The sequence below is a fragment of the Parvibaculum lavamentivorans DS-1 genome (assembly GCF_000017565.1).
Classification (GTDB): domain Bacteria; phylum Pseudomonadota; class Alphaproteobacteria; order Parvibaculales; family Parvibaculaceae; genus Parvibaculum; species Parvibaculum lavamentivorans.
The window spans coordinates 22,102-42,935 of the sequence record NC_009719.1 but is presented as its reverse complement, the minus strand read 5'-3'; the positions used below and the strand labels follow the sequence as shown (position 1 = coordinate 42,935).

Below are 20,834 nucleotides of genomic sequence, written 5' to 3'. Positions count from 1 at the left end.
GAGGTATGGGCCGCGCGGGCGGCACCGCGCAAGCCCTTTCTCGTTTCCGCCTAGAGGCTGCTGGCTTTGAGCGAGATGCGGGAGCTGGCGGCGAAGAGCGTGCCCGGCTCGACGCCAGAGCCTTCCGGCCTTTCGACACCCTTGTAAGCAGTGGCGAAAACTTCGCCGGCGGTGCGGATTTCCCCGGCCAGGTCCTCATGATCGGCGCCGAGACGCGGCAGCAGGGCCTCGGCGCGCCTTTCCGCCGTCTTCCAGAAGCCGTAGCCGTCGATCCAGGCTTCGTCGGTGCCGGTGGCGGAGAGCGCGGCGTCATATTGCCTTGCCGCCCGGTCGAACATGTCGGCCGTCAGCGCCGCTTCGATGGCCGTCGCATCCTTGCCGCTTGCGGGGGCCTTCTTCTCGGCGGCGTCGAGCGCGGCATAGACCTTCGCCACCGCCGCCTCGACCTCTTCCTTCGGCGCATCGCCGAGCGCGAGGTCGACGGCGTTGGTCATCTCGTCCATGAAGGGCTGGACGCCCTGCGCCGAGAAGACGTCTTCGAGGTCGATATAAACTTCGGAAATCGGGTGCGCGAACATTTCGCCCGCCGCCTGACGGCCACCTTCGACCTCCAGCATGGCGGCGCCGGCCAGATAATGCGCGCGGATGATGTCGAGCGCGGAGAGGAAGACGACCGGGTCCTTGGCGGCGGCCGCGGGGTCGATATTGCCTTCTCCACCCTCACCGCCTTCGCCGCCCTCGCCTTCACCCTCGCCCTCGCCGGCCTGGGCGACGAGGAAGGAACCGGCGGCGTCCTTGCCGAGCTTGGCCCCTTCGGCACCGTCATGCGATGCTCCGGCGCTTGCCATGCCGCTCACGGCGCTCGACGCCGCGATCAGGGCGGCGGCGCTGATGCTGGTCCAGAGTTTCGTGCGGTATTTCATGGCATTTCTCGCTGCTGGCGGAGACTGATGGCCTCGACCTTTAACGCGGCGGCGGCTATTTTGCAAACGCTTTGCATTAGCACAGGATGCGGCCTTGTTTATTGAAATCGCAGGGATACTGGGCGCGGCCGATCTCAGGCTCGCCGATACGGTTTTCGCGCAAAAAGACGCTTTCGAGAGCGGCGCGCGGACGGCCGGACGGATTGCCAGGGCCGTCAAGAATAATGAGCAGGCGAAGCCCGCCGGCCTTGCCGCCGACCTGACCATGCTGGTCGAGAAGCGGCTGATGAAGAACGACGTCTTCCGGGCGGCGGCGCGACCGCGAAACTTCATCCGCATCCTGCTCTCCCGCTACACGCAAGGCATGGCTTACGGCCTGCATTCGGACGATGCCTTCATGGAGCGCCAGCGGGTCGACCTTTCCTTCACGCTTTTCCTTTCTCCGCCAGAGAGTTACGAGGGGGGCGAGCTGATCGTGGAGGAGCCCGCGGGCGAGCGGCTGGTGAAGCTCGAAGCGGGGTCGCTGGTGCTCTACCCCTCGGCGACGCTGCACCGGGTGGCGGAAGTGACCAGCGGCGAGCGGCGGGCCGCCGTGGGCTGGATCCGGAGCCTTGTCAGGAGCGCCGAGGACCGCGAAACGCTCTTCGACGTGGCGCTGGCGCTGCGTCAGGCGGAGGCGGCGGGCGACCGGGCGCTGACAGACCGGCTGCTCAAGATACAGGGCTCGCTGCTTCGGCGCTGGGGCGAGGATTAGAGGATAGAGCCGCCCCAATCTTGCATTGCGGGACGAGCCGCCTATGCTGCCCGAAACCTTCCGACCGGCCAGAGAGTGGTGCTTGCCCATGACCATCCAGACCCGCATCGAAGAGACGAAAACAAGGGACATCGTGACCGCGCGCACCGACCCCGGCGCGCTGCGGCATGACTGGACGCGGGAAGAGCTGCAGGCGCTTTTCGACCTGCCCTTCAACGATCTTCTCTTCGAGGCGCAGCTCGTTCATCGCCGCTGGTTCAAGGCCGACGAAGTGCAGATGTCGACGCTCTTGTCGATCAAGACCGGCGGCTGCCCGGAAGATTGCGGCTATTGCGCGCAAAGCTCGAAATTCGACACCGGCCTCAAGGCGTCGAAGCTGATGGAAGTCGAGAAGGTGCTGGCGGAAGCGCGCAAGGCGAAGGAAGCGGGCGCCACGCGCTACTGCATGGGCGCCGCCTGGCGCGAGCCCAAGGACCGCGACATGGACATGGTCTGTGCCATGGTCGAGGGCATCAAGGACATGGGCATGGAAACCTGCATGACGCTCGGCATGCTTTCCGGCCAGCAGGTGCACCGCCTCGCGCAGTCGGGCCTCGACTATTACAACCACAATATCGACACGTCGGAAGAATATTATCCGAAAGTCATCAGCACACGGACCTATCAGGACCGGCTCGAAACGCTGGAGCGGGTGCGCAATGCAGGCATCAATGTCTGCTCGGGCGGGATCGTCGGCATGGGCGAGAGCCCGTCGGACCGGATCGGCATGCTGATGACGCTCGCCAATCTGGAAGAACATCCGCAGAGCGTGCCGATCAACATGCTGATGCCGGTCGAAGGCACGGCGCTCGGCGCGAGCGAGAAGATCGACCCGATCGACTTCGTGCGCCTGATCGCCGTCGCGCGCATCGCCATGCCGCAATCGGTCGTGCGTCTTTCGGCGGGCCGCGAGCACATGTCGGAAGAGACGCAGGCGCTCTGCTTCCTTGCCGGTGCGAACTCGATCTTCATCGGCGAGAAGCTGCTCACCACGAAGAACCCGGAAGCCGACAAGGACCAGCGGCTGTTCGCGAAGCTCGGCATCAGGTCGATGCCGGCGCATAGCTGCCCGTCGGAGAAGGACGTTTCAGCCGACCGCAAGGCCGGCTGACAGTTCCTTCCGCCAGAAGGCCAGACGCTCTTTCAGCAACGATTGCAGCAGATAGGGCGTCATGTCCGCATCCTCCATGCGCTCGACGATCTCATAGACGAGGTTCTCCTCGCCATGCGCATTCCACGCGGCCTGCATCGCCGTGACGCGGTGGTTGCCGAGACGCAGCTGAAACCAGATGCTGTTCTGCTGCGCTTCAAGGTTCCGGCTCGGGCCGATCCAGACTTCGCCGGTCGCGAGACACCGCACGGCAAAAATGCCGGGCAGAGCTTCGCGCTTCTTGAAGTCGCGCACGAGTTCTTTCCTACGGCTCTTCTCCATCGTCATTTCTTCCTCGCACGCCGCCGCTCCGGCAGTGGCGGAACGATGCGGACCAGTTTCTGGTTGAGGCGGTAATGAGCCTGCGTATCGAGCGGCTTCACCCAATCGTGTCCGATAGCCTCCCAGTCGGGATCGTTCGTATCGATACCGAGGCTCTTCAGAAGCCCCGCCTCGCACACCACGAACTGGTGCCTGAAGGGAAAGAGAAAACGGTCCTTGCGTGTCAGCGCGGCCTTCGCTTCTTCGTAAGTGACAAACCAGGCATTCAGGTAGAAGCCCGCCTTCTCGGAAAAGAGTCTCGATGTATCGAAGGCGGGCAGCTCGATATGCGCTTCCTCGGTGAGATGCTGCCAGTCGCGGAAACCCATCTCGCGCGCGATGACGGCAAGCGCGTGCTTGCGCTGGACGCGCGACTTGTCGGCCAGCAAATCATTCGCGTTGCCGTCCGGCCACAAGCTCGCCAGCCGGTAGGCGGCGCCGAACGCGCGGCGCTTGTCGTCGCTCGCGAAGTCCTTCAGAAGCTTGCTCGCACGGATCTTGTATTCGGCGAGAGCGTCTATCGGGCCGGACGGGGGTGTGGGTGACGAAGACGGGTCCGATCGCACGGAATCCTCCTGTTGTTTGACTGTCGTCGGTCCGAAGCGACGGCAAACAATGAAGGCTATGCGAACGCGAGGCGTCGTCTCAGCACGTCAGGCGAAGGTGAGTTCCTCTTTCTCGGACGGCGGCGCCCTTCGCGGCACCGGCGGCATCCTATGTCAGCGCGATTTCGCTTGCAATCTCGGCTTTTGGCTCTTGCCATCGCCTCGCGAAACGCGACTATCTGCCAACGAAAAAAGCCGAAGCGAGGCCGCCCCCATGTCCATTCCTCCCGCCAATCCGCTGACGCCCCATCCGCCTGCATGGCTTGCGGAGGGCGCGCCGCATTTGTGGCTGCCTTATACGCAGATGCAGACGACGCCGATGGCGCTGCCGGTCGTGAAGACGGACGGCGCGCGGCTGACGCTGGCGGATGGGCGCGAGCTTGTAGACGGGATTTCGTCCTGGTGGACGGCGGCGCATGGCTACAATCATCCGCATATCCGCACGGCGGTGACGGCGCAGCTCGAGAAGATGCCGCATGTGATGCTGGGCGGGCTTGCGCATGAACCGGCCTGCCGGCTTGCAACGCGGCTTTCGGAAAAGCTGCCGGGCGATCTCGGCCATGTGTTCTTTTCCGAGTCCGGCTCGGTCTCGGTCGAGATCGCGATGAAGATCGCGGTGCAATACTGGATCAACAAGGGCGTGCGGGGACGGACGCGCTTCGTCAGCTTCAAGGGCGGCTATCACGGCGACACGCTTGCCACCATGTCGGTCTGCGATCCGGACGAGGGGATGCACACGCTCTTCAAGGGCGCTATCGCCGAACAATTCATCTGCGAGCTGCCGACGGATGCGGAAAAGGAAGCGGCGCTCGACGCTTTTCTCGCGGCCCATGCGCATGAGGTGGCCGCTGTCGTCACCGAGCCGCTGGTGCAGGGCGCGGGCGGCATGCGCTTTCACGATGCGGCGACGCTGAAAGTGCTGCGCGCGCTTTGCGACAAGCATGACATGCTGCTGATCCTCGACGAAATCTTCACCGGCTTCGGCCGCACCGGCTCGATGTTTGCCTGCGAGCAGGCGGGCATCGTGCCCGACATCGTGACGCTGTCGAAGGCGCTGACCGGCGGCACCATGGCGCTTGCCGCGACCATCGCCCGCGCGCCGATCTTCGAGGCGTTTCTCGGCGACGATGCCGGCCGCGCGCTGATGCATGGGCCGACCTATACCGGCAATCCGCTTGCCTGCGCGGCGGCCAATGCCTCGCTCGATCTCTTCGAGCGGGAGCCGCGGCTGGAACAGGTGGCGGCGATTTCCGCCCAGCTCTCCCGCGAACTCGAACCGGCCCGCGACATACCCGGTGTGAAGGATGTCCGCGTCAAAGGGGCGATCGGTGCCATCGAACTGGAGCGGATGGGCGACCTCAACCTGATGAAGCGCCGCTTCGTGGAGGAAGGCGTCTGGATCAGGCCGTTCGGCAATATCGTCTATACGACGCCGCCGCTTGTGACCGGCGAGGAAGATCTCGCGCGGCTGACCTCGGCAATGCTGAAAATAACGGCAGAAACCACCGCCGCCTGACCGGAGGTTACGGGGAATTGTGTCGCTCTCAACACATTTTGTGGGGTAGCGCGGATTTTTCACTCCCACATGTTGAGCCAAAATGGGTCACACATTACTCTGACCTCGGGGGCTGATTCGGCCTTTTCGATATTCGATCACGCACATGCCGGCGGATCGCGGGGGGCGCGAAAGCTCTTTCCCCGATTGCGGCTGGCGCGTCATTTTATGCGGAACCCGGCAAGGGAGTTGTGCCGGCGGCCGGTCATCAGGAATACGAAAGCCATGCACGTCATTGCGTTTGCGTCCCAGAAGGGTGGCTCCGGCAAGACTACGCTTGCAGGCCACATTGCCGTCGAAGCCGAGCGCAGGGGCGCGGGGCCGGTGGCGCTGATCGATACCGACCCGCAGGGGTCTCTCTCGCAGTGGTGGAATGCCCGCGAGGCGGAACGCCCCTTCTTCGTGCGCGCCTCGAATGAAGGCCTCGAAGCCGATCTGCAGCGGCTGCGCGACGGCGGCGTCCGGCTCGTCATCATCGACACGCCGCCCGCCATCACCTCGACCATCGGCCATGTCGTGAGCCTTTCCGACCTCGTGGTCATTCCGACAAGGCCGAGCCCGCACGATCTGCGCGCGGCGGGGGCGACCGTTCGCATCTGCGAGGAAATCGGCAAGCCGCTGGTCTTCGCGGTCAATGGCGCAAGCCCCAGGGCCCGCATCACCACCGAAGCCGTGATCGCGCTGTCCCATCACGGCCCCGTGGCCCCCTCGATCCTTCACCAGCGGATCGACTTCGCCTCCAGCATGATCGACGGCCGCACCGTCATGGAAATCGCTTCCCAGACGAAGTCGCCGGAAGAGATTGCCGAGCTCTGGAGCTTCCTTGAAGACCGCCTGACAGGCCGGGAAACCGCGCCTCTCAGCTCCGGTTCGTTCCTTCCCGGCAGCGGCGCCGGCAAACCCGACAGCGCCCTGCGCGGAGCCGCCTGATGTCCAAGAAGCCTGCCTCATTGACGAGTGACCTGCTTGCGCGCAAGGGTGATGCCGGGCCTTCCTCGGTCGACCCGATTTCGCGCGTGACGCTTTCACCCGGGCGGCAGCCGCATTTGAGTGGAATCGGTGTAAATTCAGGCCCGTCCCAGGGGCTCTATGCGAGCCCCGCCACGGAGAGGCCGGAGATGCATGGAATGGACGAAGACGAGCGGCCCCGGCCGCCCGAACCCGAGATCATCTATACGCCGGAGGAAGAAGAAGGCGGCGGCCGCGCGCGGCTGATCGCCGGCGCCTTTGTCGGTATCGCGCTTCTGGGCGGGGTGCTGGTGGCGCTGTCGCTGAACGAGGGCGACAGGGGCGTTGCGCCGGTTTCTCCCGCCATCACCGCGGCGCCGGAAGCGGCGGCTCCCGCACAGACGGCGCAGGCGCCGCAACAGACGCCGCAACAGGCGGAAGCGCCCGGCGCCACCCCCGACGAAGCAACCGTGCCGGATGTCGCGGCCGATCTTCGCCCCGCCGCGCCCGAAGCGGCGGCGCCGGAGGCGAGCCCGCCCGCCAGCGCAGGGGTCGAGGTGCGCGAGGCGCCAGCCGCCCAGGCGCCGCAATCCATCGTACCGCCCGCCGCGGCGCCGCAGCAGGCCGCGCCCGAGGCCGATGTTCCGCAATCGCGCGCCGCGGAACCGGCAGCCGCGCCGGAGCCCGCGCCCGTGCAGGCCGCGACGCCCGCACCGGCCGCCGCCCCCGCAAGCGGCGGCGCGTGGCTCGTGCAGATCATGGCGCTGCGCGACGAGGCAGGCGCGAAAAGCGCCTGGGCCGCATTGCAGAAGAAGCATCCCTCGCTTCTCGGCAATCACGCGCTCGACGTGGAACGCGCCGATCTCGGCGACAAGGGCGTCTATTACCGCGTCCGCGCCGCCGGCTTCGAGACGAAGAGCGCCGCGCAATCGACCTGTGCGAGCCTCAAATCCGCCGGTCAGGACTGCCTCGTCAAATCACGCTGAACCGCTGCATCCGCCCGCGCTTGGCGCGGGCGGGCGCGAGCGTGTAGGTTCCCGCCAAACGACATTCAAGAAAGGCGAGGACTGATGGTCGAAGCGGTTATCTGGGATTTTGGCGGCGTGCTCACATCGAGCCCGTTCGAGGCGTTCAACCGCTACGAGACGGAACGCGGGCTGCCGAAGGATTTCATTCGCGGCATCAACGCGGTCAATCCCGACACCAATGCCTGGGCGCTGTTCGAGCGCAGCGAATGCACGCTGGACGATTTCGACCGTTTGTTCGCCGAAGAATCCGAGGCGCGCGGCACGCGCATTCCCGGCCGCCACATCATCGAGCTTCTGTCGGGCGACATTCGCCCTGAAATGGTGACGGCGCTGAAACGCTGCAAGGAACGCGCGAAGGTCGGCTGCATCACCAATAATGTGTCGGCGGGCGAAGGCGCGGGCATGGCGCGCTCCGGCGAGAAGGCGGCCGCCGTTGCCGAAGTCATGTCGCTGTTCGACCATGTGATCGAGAGTTCGAAAGTCGGCATCCGCAAGCCCGATCCGCGCATCTACGAAATGGCCTGCGAGGCGCTCGGCGTTTCCCCTGCGTCATCGGTTTATCTCGACGATCTCGGCATCAACCTGAAGCCCGCCAGACTGCTCGGCATGACGACGATCAAGGTCGTGACGCCGGAACAGGCGCTGAAGGAACTGGAAGACGCGGTCGGCTTTCCCCTTTCCTGATCCGGCGCGAGGGGCCTAAGCTTCTTCTCAAAAGAACAAGAGGAGAGGGACCCATGCTCAGGCCGCAGGCGAAGGCGATCGATCTCAACGGCAAGCCGGATCTGAAAGACCCGGACCTCTATCTGCATGAGCAGCATCACGAGGCCTTTCGCCGCTTGCGCGCGGAAGAGCCCGTCTACTGGAACCCGGAAGCGGACGGCCCCGGCTTCTGGGCGGTGACGCGCTATGACGACATCGAGGCGGTGTCGAAAAATCCGAAGCTCTTTTCCTCCGCCAAGCATAATGGCGGACACCGCATCTTCAACGAGAACGAGATCGGCGGGAACGACACCGACGCGAGCATGATCTCGATGGACCCGCCGGCCCATGCGGGCTACCGGCGGATGGTGACGCCGGGCTTTGTGCCGAAGCGCATTTCCAATATGGAAGAGCGCATCCGCGCGCGCGTGACGCGGCTGCTCGATGCGATGCCGAAGACGGGCGAGGCGGAGTTCATTTCCGCCGTGGCCGCCGCGCTCCCCATCGAAGTGCTGGCCGAACTTTTCGGCGTGCCGGAAAGCGACGGGCCGAAGCTCTTCGAATGGTCGAACGCGACGGTAGGCGAGGACGACCCGGAGCTGCGCGTCTCCGACGAATATATGCAGAAATGCATCATGGAGATGGCGGGCTATGCGGCGGGGCTCTGGCAGCAGCGGCTGGAGACGCCGGGCGACGATCTCATTTCCATGCTCGCCCATTCGAAGATCGGCGGCGAGGCGATGAACTTCCCGACCTATATCGGCACCTTCATCCTGCTTGTCGTGGCGGGCAACGAGACGACGCGCAATTCGATCTCGGGCGGGCTGCTGGCGCTTTCGGAAAATCCGGGGGAGCGGCAGAAGCTCCTCGACGATCCATCGCTGATCCCGAGCGCGGTACAGGAAATCGTGCGCTGGGTGAGCCCCGTTCTCCATATGCGCCGCACGGCGACGGAAGATACGGAATTGCGCGGCCAGAAGATCCGCAAAGGCGACAAGGTGGTGATGTGGTATGCGTCCGGCAATCGCGACGAGGCGCAATGGGCCGATCCCTACCGCTTCGACGTTGCACGCTATGCGGCGCCGGGCGTGCCGGCGCAGATCGGCTTCGGCGTCGGGCAGCATTTCTGTCTCGGCTCGCGGCTCGCGGAATTGCAGCTCACGATCCTGTTCGAGGAATTGCTGCGCCGCTTCCCGGACATCAACGTCTCGGGGCCGATCCGGCGGCTGCGCTCGAACTTCATCTACGGCATCAAGGAAATGCCGGTGAGCTACACGCCGGAGGGCTGAAGCTCAAAGCGGCGCGCGGGTGAAGGGGATTTTAAGCTGGCCGATGAAATCGGCGGGCATCTCGTGCTCGATGCCGATATCGGCGGGCGGACGGCGGCGCGGATTGATATAGGTGCCGAAGAGCATGTCGAACAGCATCAGGTTCTCGCCATAGTTGCGATTGCCCTCGTCGAGATTCTTCGAGTGATGCCAGCGATGCGTTTCCGGCGTGTTGAAGACATAGCTCAAGGGCCCGCAGCGCATTTCGATATTGCAATGGGTGAGGATGCCGATGACGGCCGTCACCGCGCTCACCATCAGCAATACGGGCTGCGGCGCACCGAGGAGCAGAAGCAGCGGGATGCCGACCAGCAACCCCGTCACCGTGTCGACGGGATGGAAGCGGCCGGTATTGAAGAACCAGAGCCGCGTTACGCTGTGATGAACGGCATGGAAGCGCCAGAGCCAGGGCCATTCATGGGCGAGCCGGTGCTTCCAGTAGAGCCCCGCCTCGACAAGCACGAGGCCGAGCGCGACCTGCGCGGCGAGCGGCCAGCTCTCCGGCCAGAGGGGACTGTCCGCAGGCTTTACCCATTCCGCGATCCCCATGAACACAATCACCGTGACGATGACCTGCGCGATGCCCTTGCTGAGCAGCGTATGCGCGAGGTCGGGGCCCATCTGCCCGTCATTGGCGAGCCAGCCGCGCTCATGCGGCATCGCGCGCTCCAGCACGGCGATGGTCAGCGCCAGGCCGAGATAGCTCAGATTGAACGCGAGAATGCCGTGGCCCGCCTCCATGCCGAGATAGATCAGCGATAGCGAGCCACCCGCCAGCAGCGGCCAGAGCAGGCGCGAAATCAGAACGTGCATAGCCCTTATCCCCATGGCGTCACTGTAACAGCGTCGGGGCGGCGGGGCATGAAAAAAGGCCGCCGGGTGAGCGGCGGCCTTTTCGTCTGTCTGTGATGCGGGCGTCAGTGAACCGGCGCGCTCTGGCGGGCGACGGGACGCTTGCGCGGGAACAGCATTTCCAGAACGACCGCGAGTGCCGGCAGCACCGTGATCGCCATGATCATGTTGACCATGAACATGAAGGAAAGCAGCAGGCCCATATCCGCCTGGAACTTCAGATCCGAGAAGGCCCAGGTGGAAACGCCGACCGCCAGCGTGAGCGCCGTGAAGAAGGTCGCCATGCCGGTTTCGAGGAGCGCCTGCCGGAAAGCGTCGGTCACGTTCATCCCCTCGCCGAGGTAATAGGGGATGCGGTTGTAGATGTAGTAGGCGTAGTCGACGCCGATGCCGACCGCGAGCACCATCACCGGCAGCGTCGCCACGGTCAGGCCGATCTGCAGCACTTCCATGAACCAGTAGCCGAAGAAGGTGCCGAAGGTGAGCGGCAGGCAACAGGCGATGACGGCCCGCCAGTCGCGATAGGTGAGCGTGACGAGCGCGATGATGACGGCATAGACCCACATCATCATCGGCAGTTCGGTTTCGGTGATCTCTTCGTTCACCGCCGCCTGCACGCCCATATTGCCGGAAGCGAGGCGAATATTGACGCCTTCCATCGGATGAGCGGCGCGCCATTCCTTCACCGCATTGATGGCGGATTTGATGGTCGTCGCCTTCGCGTCCTTCAGATAGATCATGTGCGGAAGGATGGTGCAGGTCTGGTTATAGAGTGCGCCCGCACCCGGCACCGTGTTCGACGCCTGCGCCAGCGCCGGACGGTTGCGCGGAATATCCTTCCATTTGAGGTTGCCCTCGTTCCAGCCGGCCGCCGAACCCTTGATCGCGAAGGGCAGCGAGACGACGAGCGTCACGTCGGGGACGTTCTGCATCGCCCAGGAGAACTGGTTGAGATATTTCATGTAGGAATAGGTCACGCAGCTGTCCGGCGGCGTTTCGACCACCACCGTCAGCACGTTGAGGCCAAGCGCGAAGCTGTTGGCGATCTCCGTCGAGTCCACATTGTAGCGCGCGTCGGGCCGAAGCTCCGGCGCACCGGCGTGAAGCGCGCCGACATGGCGGTTCATGCCCTGGTAGACGGCGATGCCGAAGAGCGTCGTCGAGCCGATCAGGATGATGACGGCCCAGCGCGGACTGGCCACGAAACCGAGCCCGCGCATGATCTTGAGGCGCACTTCGCGCGAACGCGTCACGCGGTCGCGGAAGTTCTCGCCGAACTTCAGATAGCTGACGAGAAGCGGCAGCATGATGAGGTTGGTCGCGATTTTCAGCACCACGCCGATCGAGGCGGTGATGGCGAGTTCGCGGATCATCGGTACGGGGATCAGGTAGAGCGTGCCGAAGCCGACCAGCGTCGTGATGAGGGCCATGGAGCCCGGCACCAGAAGACGCGAGAAGGCGACGCGCGCCGCCTGTTCGGCATTGGCGCCGGCGCTGATCTCGGCCGTAATGAGGTTGATCTGCTGCACGCCGTGACTGACGCCGATGGCGAAGACGAGGAAGGGCACCAGCACCGCCAGCGGATCGAGACCGTAGCCGAGCAGATTGAGCAGACCGAATTGCCAGACCACCGAGGTCAGCGAGGCAAAGAGCGTTGCCGATGTCAGCAGCACCGAGCGCGAATAGAGATAAAGCGCCAGCGCCGTCAAGATGAAGGCGACGATGAAGAACTTCACGACAGTGCCGGCGCCGTCGGCGATGTCGCCGATCAGCTTGGCGAAGCCGATGATGCGGACGGTGTATTGATCGCTCTCGTATTTGTCGCGGATCTGCTTTTCGAGCTTGGCGGCGAGGTCGAAATAGTCGAGCGGCTGGCCGGTCGAAGGATCGTAATCCTGCAACTCGGCGACGACCATGGCGGACTGGAAGTCGTCGGCGACGAGGCGGCCGACGAAGCCGCCGCGAATGACGTTGCTCTGGATTTTCTGAAGGTTCGCGGGTGTCATCGAGTCGGCGGTGACGCGGCCGGAAATGACGTCGTCGGCGCTGATGCCGTCCTCGGTGATTTCAATGTAGCGGGTGTTGGGCGTCCAGAGCGATGTCACCGTGTGGCGGGAAACGCCGGGCAGGAAGAAGATGTCGTCGGTGAGTTCCTTGTAGGTCTTGAAGAACTCTCGGGTCCAGATCGTGCCTTCGTTCGGCGCCAGCACCACGATGATGCGGTTCGAGCCGAAGAGCTGGTCGCGATATTCCTGGAACGTCTGAATATATTCGTGGCCGACCGGAAGCTGCTTGTCGAAGCCGGCGGTCATGCGCAGGCCCGTCGCGTAATATCCGGCAATGACCGTGAAGACCAGAAGGCCCAGCAGGATCAGCGCGCGGAGCCGGAAGACAACATTTTCGAGAAATCCAATCATCGACTCTACCTATCGTTCCCCTCGCCGCTTTCCCGTTGCCGGTTGGGCGACACAGTTGCAAATCGCAGTCCGCCGGAACGCAGGGACGGCACCGGCAAGGGACGCGGTGTCTTCGGCTGCGACCGTGACCGGTCTTGTCTTCTGGAGGATCGCCGCCTGAAAGGCGGACATGCGGCCCCGAAGGACCACCCTCCCCGATTTAAGGGGTTCCGCGCAGGCCGGAGCCGGTTGCACATCGCCCGTTCGTTTCCGTCGGGGGTTTGCCCCCTCCCTGGATGCCACATCTCTTGTCTCCGCCGCACAGCCCCCGCGCGATGGAACGGATTGATCATCCACTTTCTCAAATATCACATACAGACGCCGTTTGTAACCAGTGCGTAGTTGCAATCCGCGAAGTTTACGATGTTGTTACCGTTCCGGTTTAAAGTTGACGCCTCCGTCATTTTTCCCTTGACCCGGGGACACCCGGCCCTATTCTTTCCTGAAACAGAACAGACCGGCAGGGGGGCGCTCGCCTTCGAAGTCCGGCTTCCCGCGTTCCCGGCGACCCCTCGTCCCGGCTGACCCTCTGGAGAACCCTTGATGACCGAAATTCGGCAGATCACCAAAGACGACGCCTATGATGCCGTCGCCCCCCATGATTTCCCGGCGATGATGCAGCCGGAACGTTACGGCGCCCGCTCCACCGCCTTCGACAAGATCATTTCCGCGACCCACGACCATTTCTGGGATCCGCTGGACGAGAAGTACATCGACTTCGCCGAACCCTTCGATCTCGAAAACCAGATGGTGATGCCGGGCGAGTTGATGCCGGAGCTGCGCCTGCCCTGCTTCGAGAAGCTGACGGAAAAGCAGCGCGTGAAATTCGCGAATGAGAGCGCGCGCTGGATGCTCTCGTCGATCCTGCATGGCGAAGCCGGCGCGCTGGCGCTTTCCGCCTCGCTCTGCCACATCCTGAAGGATCCGGGCGCGCAGGAATATGCCGCCAACCAGACCCGCGAAGAAGCCCGCCATGTGACGGCCTTCGCGAAATACATCCAGGCGCGTTGGGGCAAGCCCCTCGCCGTCGGCCCGACGCTGGGCGGCCTGCTCACCAACATCGTCAACGCACCGGAGGTCTACAAGAAGATCGTCGGCATGCAGATGCTGGTCGAAGGCCTTGCCATGGGCGCCTTCGCGACGCTTTACGCGAAGTCGAACGATCCGCTCCTCGTCAAGCTGACGCAGCTCGTGATGACGGACGAAGCCTTCCATCACAAGTTCGGCAAGATCTGGGCCGACCGCACGATCCCGAACCTCTCGGAAGAAGAGCAGAACATCATCGAGGACTGGGCGGCCGAGTGCTTCCAGACCCTGCTGTTCAACCTCGTGAACCCCGAGCAGAAGCAGGCGATCTACGGCGAGTTCGGTCTCGAATGGCAGCAGGTGCAGCTCGAGATGCTCGAAGCCTTCGGCGATGAAGACCGCCGCGAGAGCATGAAGGAAGGCACCAACATCTTCCGCGTGCTCATCAAGACGCTGCTCAAGGCCGGCATCATCACCGACCGCACCAAGGCCTTCTACGCCACCTATGTGGACATGGAAGAGCTGCGCCATGAAGGCGACCGCATGGTCGGCGACGATATCGCCGAGGACGGCATCCGCTATCTGCAGCAGATCAATTTCGGCACCAATGCCGATGCGCTGAAGAATGTAAGCGTCTCCGCCGCGGAATAAGCGCCGGACGACAAGTTGCGTAAAGCGTAGACGGAGTAGAGTTCCCTCAACTCGATCCCCTCGAACAAACTGGGCGGCTTCTTCGGAAGCCGCCCTTTTTGTTTCCACCCGCTGGAGAGGGCGCATGAAAAAGCCGGGCGCGGATGTCTCCGGCCCGGCTGTTCCTGGTGCGGCTGTTCCTGGTGCGGCGGTTGCCTCAGTGCTTGCGCTTCGGCAACTCGACCATCATTTTTTCGTAGCCCTTCACGAAGCTCGAATGCACGCGCTGCGGCTCGCTCAGCACACGGATCGGCTGGTCCCAACGCTTCAGGATTTCTTCCCAGATGATGCGGAGCTGCATCTCGGCGAGACGGTTGCCCACGCAGCGGTGAATGCCGAAGCCGAAGGAGAGGTGCTGGCGCGGACGTTCGCGGTCGATCACCAGTTCGTTCGGGTTCTGGATCACGCTTTCGTCGCGGTTGCCCGAGACATACCACATCGCAACCTTTTCACCCTTGCGGATCGTCTGGCCGCCGACTTCCGCGTCCTGCAGCGCGGTGCGGCGCATATAGGCGAGCGGCGTCTGCCAGCGGATGATTTCCGGTACCATGTTCGGAATGATGCCCGGATTGGCGAGGAGCTTCTTGTACTGGTCCGGGAACTTGTTGAGCGCGTAGAGGCCGCCCGAGATCGAGTTGCGCGTCGTGTCGTTGCCGCCGACGATCAGCAGGATCAGGTTCCCGAGATATTCCATCTTGTCCATGTTGCGGGTCGACTCGCCATGCGCGAGCATGGAGATGAGGTCGTTGCCCGGCTCACGCGCGTTCACGCGCTCATTCCACAGACCCATGAAATATTCGGCGCATTCGAGAAGTTCGGCGCGGCGCTGCTCCTCGGATTCGATGATGCCGGATTCTTCCGTGGCCGTCGCAACGTCGGACCAGCGCGTCAGCTTGCGGCGTTCCTCGAAGGGGAAGTCGAACAGCGTCGCCAGCATCTGCGTCGTGAGTTCGATGGAGACGCGATCGACCCAGTCGACCGGCTCGCCCGTCGGCAATTCGTCGAGGATCTTGCCGGCGCGTTCGCGGATCGTGCCTTCGAGCTTCGCCAGGTTGCCGGGCGCCACGATGGGGCTCACGACTTTCCGCTGGTCGTCATGCTTGGGCGGGTCCATGGCGATGAACATGGGCAGCTTGAAGTCCTCGTCCTGGTCGCGCAGCGTGATGCCGCCTTCCGAGGAGAAGACCTGGTGGTTCGTATCCACCGACATGATGTCGTTGTAGCGCGTCACCGACCAGTAGGGCCCGGTGTCCTCATTGCCCTGGCTGTAGTGAACCGGGGCCTCCGCGCGCAGCCGCTCGAAATAGGGCCACATCTTGTAATCCCGGAAGAGCGACGGGTCGGCCACATTGATCTCCGCGAGGGGGATCGAATAGGCCTCGTCGCGTGCCTCATCGGCTTCGTATTTTACCGCTGCGTCGCTCATGGGGTTTTCCTCCGGCTTTTTTCTGAATTTCCGTTGCGTCAAGGATAGTCCGTAAACGCGGACTTGTCATACGCAAAGTGACGCTGGTGTCATTTTCAGTTGTTTCACTCAAAAGCCTAGCATGGGAAAAATCCCTTGAAAATGACGGAGGCGTCATTTTTTGCACAAATCTGACTCTTTTTCTGCTTTCGGTCAGTCCCCGAAACGCTGCCTCGCGGCAAGCGCGAGCCCCGTCGCGACCGAGGTCAACTCGCCGCCGCCGGCCAGCTTTTCCGCGCCGAAGCGGGCCGCGAAGAGCCTCCTGACCGCGGGAATGAAGGAGGAGCCGCCGGTCAGGAAGACGCGGTCGACGCGCCCGGGGGACGTCCCCGTCTCCTCCAGCAGGCGGTCGACACAGGTCGAGATTTCCGCAAGCTCCGGCGCGATCCAGCTGTCGAATTCGGCGCGCGTCACGCGCGCGTCGATCGTCACCGGATCGAGATCGAAATGAAGCGTCGTTTCGGGAGAGGATGAAAGCGCGACCTTCGTCGCCTCCACGGCCTGGTAAAGCGCGAAGCCGCGTTCCTCCGAAATGAGCCGCGACAGCGCCGCCACCTCGTCCGCCGCTTCTGCCGTCTGGCCGATCTCTTCCAGCATTCGCCGCGTCTTGCGGGTGTTGATGAGGCTCAGTTCGTGCCACCGCTTCATCGTGTCATAGGGCCAGGACGGAACGGGAAGCGTCTTGCTGCCGCTCTTGTAATTCGTGCCCTTGCCGAGGCGCGGCGCGACGCAATGTTCGATCAGGCGCGCATCGAAAGCATCGCCCGCAAGACCGACGCCCGAAACGCCGACAATCGTTTCGCCGCGCGCCTTCACCTCGCGCATGCCGGGGCCGACATGCAGCAGGCAGAAATCCGACGTGCCGCCGCCGAAGTCGCCGATCAGCACAAGCTCGTCGCGGGCGAGAGATGCCTCGTAGCTATAGGCTGCGGCCACCGGCTCGAATTCAAAATGGACATCCGGGATGCGGACGCCGCGCAGCGCCTCGCGCAGCCGCGCCACCGCCAGATCGTCATGCGCGCCGTCGGCCACGCCCAGACTGTTGCGCACGAAGCGCGCCGGACGGCCGACGACAACCGGCCCCGCCAGCATCTCGCCCGACAGCTCTTCCGCTTCCGCCGTCGCATCGACGAGCCGGGCGACGATGAAGCCGACGAGATTTTCCAGCGTGAAGCGGCTGTTGAAAATGCTCGTCGAGGTGAAGTTCGGATTGGCGAGATAGGATTTCACCGACTGGATCAACCGGCCTTCGGCGCCGCGCTCCAGATAGGCGTCCATTGCGTCCGGCCCGGCAAAGGCATGCGGCCGTCCGTTCGGATCGCGCTCCTCATCGTCGAAATAGAGGATCGAGCGGAAGGTGTTCAGGAGTTCGTTCCTGTGGCGCACCGGTACGAGACGCGCGGCGCCCTCGGGCGAGGCGACGGCGAGCGCGCTGTTGGTGGTCCCGAAATCGAGACCGATGAAACGTGGGGACATGAGATCACCTCGTATCCGTCTGGCGGCTGGCCACGGCGATACATCTGAGGGTTGAACGGGATTTTCCGGCGAAAGGGCGGCGAGAAATACAGAAGCGGCGGGGACTTGTCCAGACGGTCCGCGTTCCCGGTGGCGTCTGCGCAAAATGACGCAGGCGTCATTTTTGAATTGTTGTGCGTCGCACCAATACCCACAATCCGAGTGTGGCTAAAGACCGGCCTCCGCCGGCACCGCAAAGGGAGCGTGGAGAGACAGATGACCGACATTCGCCAGATCACCAAGGACAATGCCTATGACGCCGTCTCGCCGGACGATTTCGAGGCGATGATGAATACCGAGCGCTACAACCGGCGCTCCTCCGCCTTCGACAAGATCATCTCGGCGACCCATGACCATTTCTGGGACCCGATGGACAAGCGCTATATCGACTTCACGGACAGCTTCGACAGCGAAAATGAAATGCTGATCGATCCCGAGCTTGTGCCGGAACTGAAGCTTCCCTCCTTCGAAAAGCTTTCCGAAAAGGAGAAGGTGCGCTTCGTCAACGAGACCGCGCGCTGGATGATGTCGGCGATCCTGCATGGCGAGCAGGGCGCGCTCAATCTCTCCGCCTCGCTCTGCCACATCCTGCTCGATCCGGGCGCGCAGGAATACGCCGCCAACCAGGCGCGCGAGGAAGCGCGCCACGTCACCGCCTTCGCGAAATATGTGCAGGCCCGGTGGGGCAAGCCGCTTCCCTGCGGCGAGACGCTGGCGAACCTTCTGGCCGAAATGGTCAATGCGAAAGAGGTCTACAAGAAGATCGTCGGCATGCAGCTTCTCGTCGAGGGCCTGGCGATGGGCACCTTCGCGACCTTCTTCAACACGGCGCGCGACCCGCTTCTCGTGAAGCTCTGCCAGCTCGCCATGACGGACGAGGCCTTCCACCACAAGTTCGGCAAGATCTGGGCCGACCGCACGATCCCCAAACTCTCCCAGGAAGAGCGGGACATCATCGAGGACTGGGCGGCGAGCGTCTTCCAGACGCTGCTCTTCAACCTCGTGAACCCTGAACAGAAGAAACTGATCTATGCCGATTTCGGCCTCGACTGGAAACAGGTGCAGGCGGAAATGCTTGAAGCGGTGACGGATGAAGACCGGCGCGAGGGCATGAAGGACGCGGCGAATGTCTTCCGCGTGCTGGTGAAGACGCTGCTCAAGGCGGGCATCATCACCGACCGCACCCGCGCCTTCTACGCGACCTATGTCGACATGGAAGAACTGAAGAACGAAGACGACCGCATGGTCGGCGACGACATCGCAGAGCAGGGCATCGACTTCCTGAAGACGGTGAACTTCGCCAAGAAGAACCTGCTGGCGAACGTCGCGGCCGACTAGAACAGAACTTCCCCGAAGGGTCCTCTCAACCGTGAACGCGGGTCGGGGAAAAACTCAGGGCGGCTCGCAAGAGCCGCCCTTTTTTCACGCGCTTTGCTGCTACACTCCGCCGATGAGCAATCTTCCCGACATTCCCGATCTGCCGGACGGCCCCTGGCCGCTGATCGGCGAGGGCCTGTGGAGCAGCGTCCACGATCTCGGCGACGGCAGCGTGCTGAAGCTTGTGCGCAGGCATGGCGGCCTCGGCTCGGGCGAGAGCAAATATTTCCGCGAAGCCGCCGCGCTCGGTCTTCTCGGCGGCCTCTCTCTTTCCGCGCCGCGCCTGCCGCGGCTGATCGCATCGGGCCGGTTTGAAAATGCCTATGCGCATTCCGGGCCGCCGCTCGCGGGCTGGCTGCGGCTTGAAAAGCTGCCCGGCCGCCCCATCGACGAAGGCGGGCTCTACGCTCTCAAAAGCGAGGAGCGCGAAAGGCTCGGCGAGGAGATCGGCGCCGCCATCGCCCGCTTCCATGAGGCAAGCGCGGCGCTTGCGGGCGAGGCATCTAAGCTCGGCTCCAGCAGCCTTCGCAGCATCGACGAGGCCTTGTCGCGGATCGGCGCGCCGGAGCAGCGCGCCCGCCTCGAACGGTTGAAGGAGATGCTGCGCGGCGAGGAAGGAACGCCCGTGCTGCTTCACGGCGACCTCAATCTTTCCAATATTCTTTCGGCGCGTGGCGAGGCTCTCGGCTTCATCGACTTCGCGGAAGCCGGCACCGGCTTTCGCGAGGAGGATCTCCGCCATTTCGACAATCCGGGGCCGATGCGCGACGCCATCTTCCGCTCCTATGCCGCCGTTTCCGGCCGCGCCGTCGACATGCAGCGTTTCCGCATGAGCGTCGCCGTCAATGCCGCCATCTCGCTCGCCATAGGCGGCAATAGCGGCCATCCACGCGAAGCCATGCGCCGCACCAGCTTTCTCGACGAGGCATTGCGGCAGGCGGGCATCGAAGCGTAGTTTGCGAGCCATGGCGAAAGACGATCTTCCAGAGCTGCCCGACGTGATGGCGGATGAGTTCCGCCTCTTCGACGGCCGTCAATCCGCGATCGCGGCAAGCGTGCAGCGCGGCTGCTGCCGCCTGCTCGCGCAGATGGGCTATGCGGCGGTGACGGAGTTCTCGCTCGCAACCGGGCGGCGCGTCGACATCATGGCGCTCGGGCCGAAAGGCGAAATCATCGTGCTCGAAATCAAGTCGAGCCTGATCGACTACCGGACGGATGCGAAGTGGGAGGAGTATCTGGATTTCTGCGACCGCTTCTATTTCGCGGTGCCGCCGGAATTTCCGCGCGAGATCATTCCCGGAGAAGTCGGCCTCGTCATCGCCGACCGCTTCGGCGCGGAAATCCTGCGCGAAGGCCCGCACACGCCGCTGCCGCCCGCGCGCCGCAAGAAACTGACGCTCCATGCGGCCCGCGTCTCGGCCCGCCGCGTCCACCGCTTTCTCGATCCGGAGTGAGCCGGCCTCTTGACGTTGTACGTATAACGTACTAGTTTTCTGCTGTGATAGGAAGCTTCGCGGACAAGGACACCGAGCGCCTGTGGGGACGGCAATCCGTCGCCCGCTTTCGCGCCTTCGAGCGAATTGCGCTGCGGAAGCTGGCTCAGCTCGACGCAGCACGCTCCCTGGAAGATCTGAAATATCCGCCGGGGAACCGGCTGGAGGCACTCAAGGGTAACCGCAAGGGCCAGATGTCGCTCCGCATCAACGATCAGTGGCGTATCTGCTTCGAATGGCGGGAAGGCGGCCCGGAGAATGTCCAGATTGTCGATTATCACTGAACTGAAGATTGTCGAGTGAAACCCATGACCAAAATTGCACCCATTCATCCCGGCGAGGTGCTGGCGGAAGATTTCATGAAGCCGCTTGGGCTCAGCGCCAATGCGCTGGCGCAGAAGCTCGGCGTGCCCGCGAACCGCATCAGCACCATCGTGGCGGGGCGGCGCGACGTATCGCCGGACACAGCCTTGCGGCTCGAGCGGGCTTTCGGATCGTCAGCCGAATTCTGGCTCAACATGCAGGCGCGTTACGACCTCGAAACGGCCCGCGACCGGATCGACAGGAAGGAACTTGCTTCCATCAAAACGATCAGGGCCGCCTGAGC

20 protein-coding genes are annotated in these 20,834 nt (G+C 63.5%); 13 read left to right on the top strand and 7 right to left on the bottom strand.

Annotated features, from left to right (window positions below; translation table 11 throughout):
- Positions 1–50 precede the first annotated feature (50 nt).
- Entirely contained in the window at positions 51–923 is an 873-nt protein-coding gene (locus tag PLAV_RS00200; RefSeq protein WP_011994952.1) for a hypothetical protein, read from the bottom strand.
- 94 nt (positions 924–1,017) lie between these two features.
- Between PLAV_RS00200 and PLAV_RS00195 the strand changes: the two genes are divergently transcribed.
- Both PLAV_RS00195 and bioB read left to right on the top strand, forming a co-directional pair.
- Complete coding sequence (locus tag PLAV_RS00195) at positions 1,018–1,677, top strand: Fe2+-dependent dioxygenase (RefSeq protein WP_011994951.1); 660 nt, start codon at positions 1,018–1,020, stop codon at positions 1,675–1,677.
- A gap of 88 nt (positions 1,678–1,765) precedes the next feature.
- Positions 1,766–2,827 carry a biotin synthase BioB gene (bioB, locus tag PLAV_RS00190; protein WP_143710139.1) on the top strand — a complete coding sequence of 354 codons (1,062 nt, stop codon included), beginning with the start codon at positions 1,766–1,768 and terminating at the stop codon, positions 2,825–2,827.
- Here the strand turns inward: bioB and PLAV_RS00185 are convergent.
- Both PLAV_RS00185 and PLAV_RS00180 read right to left on the bottom strand, forming a co-directional pair.
- Positions 2,804–3,154: a GIY-YIG nuclease family protein gene (locus PLAV_RS00185; RefSeq protein WP_011994949.1), complete on the bottom strand. Its 351-nt coding sequence runs from the start codon at positions 3,152–3,154 to the stop codon at positions 2,804–2,806. The two genes, bioB and PLAV_RS00185, sit on opposite strands and share 24 nt — an antisense overlap.
- Positions 3,151–3,753 carry a hypothetical protein gene (locus PLAV_RS00180; protein WP_011994948.1) on the bottom strand — a complete coding sequence of 201 codons (603 nt, stop codon included), beginning with the start codon at positions 3,751–3,753 and terminating at the stop codon, positions 3,151–3,153. Before PLAV_RS00180 ends, PLAV_RS00185 begins: the two co-directional genes overlap by 4 nt.
- 253 nt (positions 3,754–4,006) lie before the next feature.
- On the opposite strand from PLAV_RS00180, the gene PLAV_RS00175 reads away from it, so the two are divergent.
- From PLAV_RS00175 to PLAV_RS00155, 5 genes are all read left to right on the top strand, one after another.
- Entirely contained in the window at positions 4,007–5,308 is a 1,302-nt protein-coding gene (locus PLAV_RS00175; RefSeq protein WP_011994947.1) for an adenosylmethionine--8-amino-7-oxononanoate transaminase, read from the top strand.
- A gap of 264 nt (positions 5,309–5,572) precedes the next feature.
- Entirely contained in the window at positions 5,573–6,277 is a 705-nt protein-coding gene (locus PLAV_RS00170) for a ParA family protein (protein WP_011994946.1), read from the top strand.
- Positions 6,277–7,281 carry an SPOR domain-containing protein gene (locus tag PLAV_RS18585; protein ID WP_011994945.1) on the top strand — a complete coding sequence of 335 codons (1,005 nt, stop codon included), beginning with the start codon at positions 6,277–6,279 and terminating at the stop codon, positions 7,279–7,281. Before PLAV_RS00170 ends, PLAV_RS18585 begins: the two co-directional genes overlap by 1 nt.
- 84 nt (positions 7,282–7,365) lie before the next feature.
- A complete protein-coding gene (locus PLAV_RS00160; RefSeq protein ID WP_011994944.1) occupies positions 7,366–8,007 on the top strand; it encodes an HAD-IA family hydrolase in 642 nt (213 codons plus the stop codon).
- Between the two features lie 53 nt (positions 8,008–8,060).
- A complete protein-coding gene (locus PLAV_RS00155) occupies positions 8,061–9,314 on the top strand; it encodes a cytochrome P450 (RefSeq protein ID WP_011994943.1) in 1,254 nt (417 codons plus the stop codon).
- 3 nt (positions 9,315–9,317) lie between these two features.
- Here the strand turns inward: PLAV_RS00155 and PLAV_RS00150 are convergent, their stop codons facing one another.
- Together PLAV_RS00150 and PLAV_RS00145 are read right to left on the bottom strand one after the other, a co-directional pair.
- Positions 9,318–10,166: a sterol desaturase family protein gene (locus PLAV_RS00150; protein WP_011994942.1), complete on the bottom strand. Its 849-nt coding sequence runs from the start codon at positions 10,164–10,166 to the stop codon at positions 9,318–9,320.
- Between the two features lie 104 nt (positions 10,167–10,270).
- Positions 10,271–12,622 (bottom strand): efflux RND transporter permease subunit, encoded by a 2,352-nt coding sequence (locus PLAV_RS00145; protein ID WP_011994941.1) that lies wholly within the window; start codon positions 12,620–12,622, stop codon positions 10,271–10,273.
- Between the two features lie 582 nt (positions 12,623–13,204).
- Here PLAV_RS00145 and PLAV_RS00140 point away from each other — a divergent pair.
- On the top strand, positions 13,205–14,338 hold the full coding sequence (locus PLAV_RS00140; RefSeq protein WP_041535759.1) for a ferritin-like domain-containing protein: 1,134 nt from the start codon (positions 13,205–13,207) through the stop codon (positions 14,336–14,338).
- 196 nt (positions 14,339–14,534) lie between these two features.
- On the opposite strand, the gene PLAV_RS00135 is transcribed toward PLAV_RS00140, so the two are convergent.
- Complete coding sequence (locus PLAV_RS00135) at positions 14,535–15,803, bottom strand: cytochrome P450 (protein ID WP_011994939.1); 1,269 nt, start codon at positions 15,801–15,803, stop codon at positions 14,535–14,537.
- Positions 15,804–15,995: 192 nt separating this feature from the next.
- On the bottom strand, positions 15,996–17,318 hold the full coding sequence (locus PLAV_RS00130) for an Hsp70 family protein (protein WP_011994938.1): 1,323 nt from the start codon (positions 17,316–17,318) through the stop codon (positions 15,996–15,998).
- A gap of 255 nt (positions 17,319–17,573) precedes the next feature.
- Here PLAV_RS00130 and PLAV_RS00125 point away from each other — a divergent pair, with 255 nt between their 5' ends.
- From PLAV_RS00125 to PLAV_RS00105, 5 genes are all read left to right on the top strand, one after another.
- Positions 17,574–18,695, top strand: coding sequence for a ferritin-like domain-containing protein (locus tag PLAV_RS00125; RefSeq protein ID WP_011994937.1), 1,122 nt, complete (start codon positions 17,574–17,576; stop codon positions 18,693–18,695).
- 112 nt (positions 18,696–18,807) lie between these two features.
- Positions 18,808–19,689: a phosphotransferase family protein gene (locus tag PLAV_RS00120; RefSeq protein WP_041535757.1), complete on the top strand. Its 882-nt coding sequence runs from the start codon at positions 18,808–18,810 to the stop codon at positions 19,687–19,689.
- A 10-nt stretch (positions 19,690–19,699) separates the two neighbouring features.
- Positions 19,700–20,188 carry an MmcB family DNA repair protein gene (locus PLAV_RS00115; RefSeq protein WP_011994935.1) on the top strand — a complete coding sequence of 163 codons (489 nt, stop codon included), beginning with the start codon at positions 19,700–19,702 and terminating at the stop codon, positions 20,186–20,188.
- 44 nt (positions 20,189–20,232) lie between these two features.
- Positions 20,233–20,511: a type II toxin-antitoxin system RelE/ParE family toxin gene (locus PLAV_RS00110; protein ID WP_011994934.1), complete on the top strand. Its 279-nt coding sequence runs from the start codon at positions 20,233–20,235 to the stop codon at positions 20,509–20,511.
- 24 nt (positions 20,512–20,535) lie between these two features.
- Positions 20,536–20,832 (top strand): HigA family addiction module antitoxin, encoded by a 297-nt coding sequence (locus PLAV_RS00105; protein ID WP_011994933.1) that lies wholly within the window; start codon positions 20,536–20,538, stop codon positions 20,830–20,832.
- The last annotated feature ends 2 nt before the right edge of the window (positions 20,833–20,834 follow it).